The organism is Actinomyces polynesiensis (assembly GCF_000820725.1).
Lineage (GTDB): Bacteria > Actinomycetota > Actinomycetes > Actinomycetales > Actinomycetaceae > Pauljensenia > Pauljensenia polynesiensis.
In genome coordinates this window covers 1-1,826 of the sequence record NZ_CCXH01000150.1, presented here as the reverse complement: position 1 = coordinate 1,826, position 1,826 = coordinate 1, and the positions used below count along the sequence as shown (strand labels likewise).

Below are 1,826 nucleotides of genomic sequence, written 5' to 3'. Positions count from 1 at the left end.
TGGCGGGCGTGGTCCTGCGCCGGGTGGGTGCCTCCCCGGAGACGCGCCGCAACGACGCCCCGGCGCGCCACCGCCGTGCCCGGCGGCGGAACCCCCTGGCGCTGGGGCTCGCCTGTGTCGCATGTGCCGGACTCGTCGCCCTCGCCCTGGTCCGGGCGCACCTGGCAGTCGGGGAGGCCGGTCCGCCGGTGCACGGAGGGGGGACCGCGGTGTCGGTGGGCGGGGAGGGGCCGGGGGAGGCGGCGCCCCGCGCGCAGCAGGACCCCACCGTGGACCCGCAGGGCCAGGAGGACCTCCCCGGATCCGGCAGCGCGGAGGCGGGTGGTCACGCGGCGCAGGATGCGGTGCGCGCGGGGTGTCCCTCACCGGGGGAGGTCGGTGAGGCCTTCTCCGCCCTGGTCGCCGCCCGCGACGCCGCCCTGGAGTCGTGGGACGGGAGCGCGTTGGATGCGGTGTCGGTCGGCGCCGCACGGCAGGCGGACCTGGAGGTCCTCGCCGCACTCGAGTCCTCCGGGACCCGGGTGGACGGGCTGGGCACCGAGGTCGGTCCCGTGGAGCGGGTCACCTGCACCGGGGCCGAGGTCCGATTCACCACGACGCTGCGACAGATGGCGCACCGGCGCTGCGCGCTCGGTCGGTGCCGCGAGCTCCCCCCGGGTGCGAGCCGGACGGTCACGGTGCGCATGGTGACCGGGCCCTGGCGTGTCACGGCCGTCGGGCAGGGGCCCGGGCAGGATCCCGTCCACGAGGGGGGATCCGACCGCTGACACAGTGGTGGGCGGGACCCGGAGGTCCCGCCCACCACTTCAGCCGGATGCGGTCACAGGCCGAGATCGGCCTCGAAGGCGCCTTCCTCGAGGCGCTTCTTGACGGTCATCAGGTACCGGGCGGCGTCCCCACCGTCGACGAGGCGGTGGTCGTAGGAAAGCGCCAGGTAGACCATGGAGCGGATGCCGATGGTGTCGTTGCCGTCGGCGTCCTTGACCACGACGGGGCGCTTGACGATCGTCCCGATCCCCAGGATCGCCGTCTCGGGCATGTTGAGCACCGGGGTGTCGAAGAGGGCGCCGCCGGAGCCGGTGTTCGTGATGGTGAACGTCGACCCACTCAGCTCGTCGGGGGAGACCTTCGAGTCCCTGGTGCGGGCGGCCAGGTCGTTGATCGAGCGGGCGATGTCTGCCAGGGAGAGTGTCCCGGCGTCACGGATCACGGGCACGAGCAGGCCGCGCGGGGTGTCCACGGCGATACCGACGTGCTCGTGGTCGAAGTACGTGACCTCCTTGCCGTCGATCGTCGCGTTGATCTTCGGGTGGTAGAGCAGGGCCTCGGTCGCCGCCTTGACGAAGAAGGGCAGGAACGTGAGCTTGGTGTGCTCCTTCTCCTGGAAGGGTCCCTTCGCGCGGGCGCGCAGCGCGGCGATGCGGGTGACGTCCACCTCGACCACGGTGGTCAGCTGGGCGGCCGTCTGCAGGGACTCGACCATGCGACGGGCGATGGTCTGGCGCAGGCGGGTCATCTTCTCCGTCGTACCCCGCAGCGGGGAGACCTCGAGCTGGGGAGCAGCGGGACGGGCCGGGGCCTTCGGGGCCGCCTCGGCTGCGGCCTTCGCCGCCTCGGCGGCCGCCTGGACGTCCTCGCGGCGGATGCGTCCACCGATCCCCGTGCCCGTCACCGTCGAGAGGTCGACGTCGAGCTCACGCGCCAGCCTGCGCACGATCGGGGTGACGTAACCACCGGCGACGGCCGCGACCTCGGCGGCGTCGACCTTGCGCCCCGCGGAACCCGCCAGGGTGCCAGGGACTCCTGGGTCGGGAAGCCGGGCGTCG

General features: G+C 73.7%; 2 protein-coding genes. One reads left to right on the top strand and one right to left on the bottom strand.

The annotated features are described in order from the left end of the window. A partial coding sequence (locus TA90_RS15070) for a hypothetical protein (RefSeq protein WP_197067862.1) occupies positions 1–767 on the top strand: 767 nt, incomplete at its 5' end. A gap of 53 nt (positions 768–820) precedes the next feature. Here the strand turns inward: TA90_RS15070 and sucB are convergent. Beyond that, positions 821–1,826, bottom strand: a 1,006-nt coding sequence (gene sucB / locus TA90_RS06740) for a 2-oxoglutarate dehydrogenase, E2 component, dihydrolipoamide succinyltransferase (RefSeq protein ID WP_147513410.1), incomplete at its 5' end; no start/stop codon positions are given.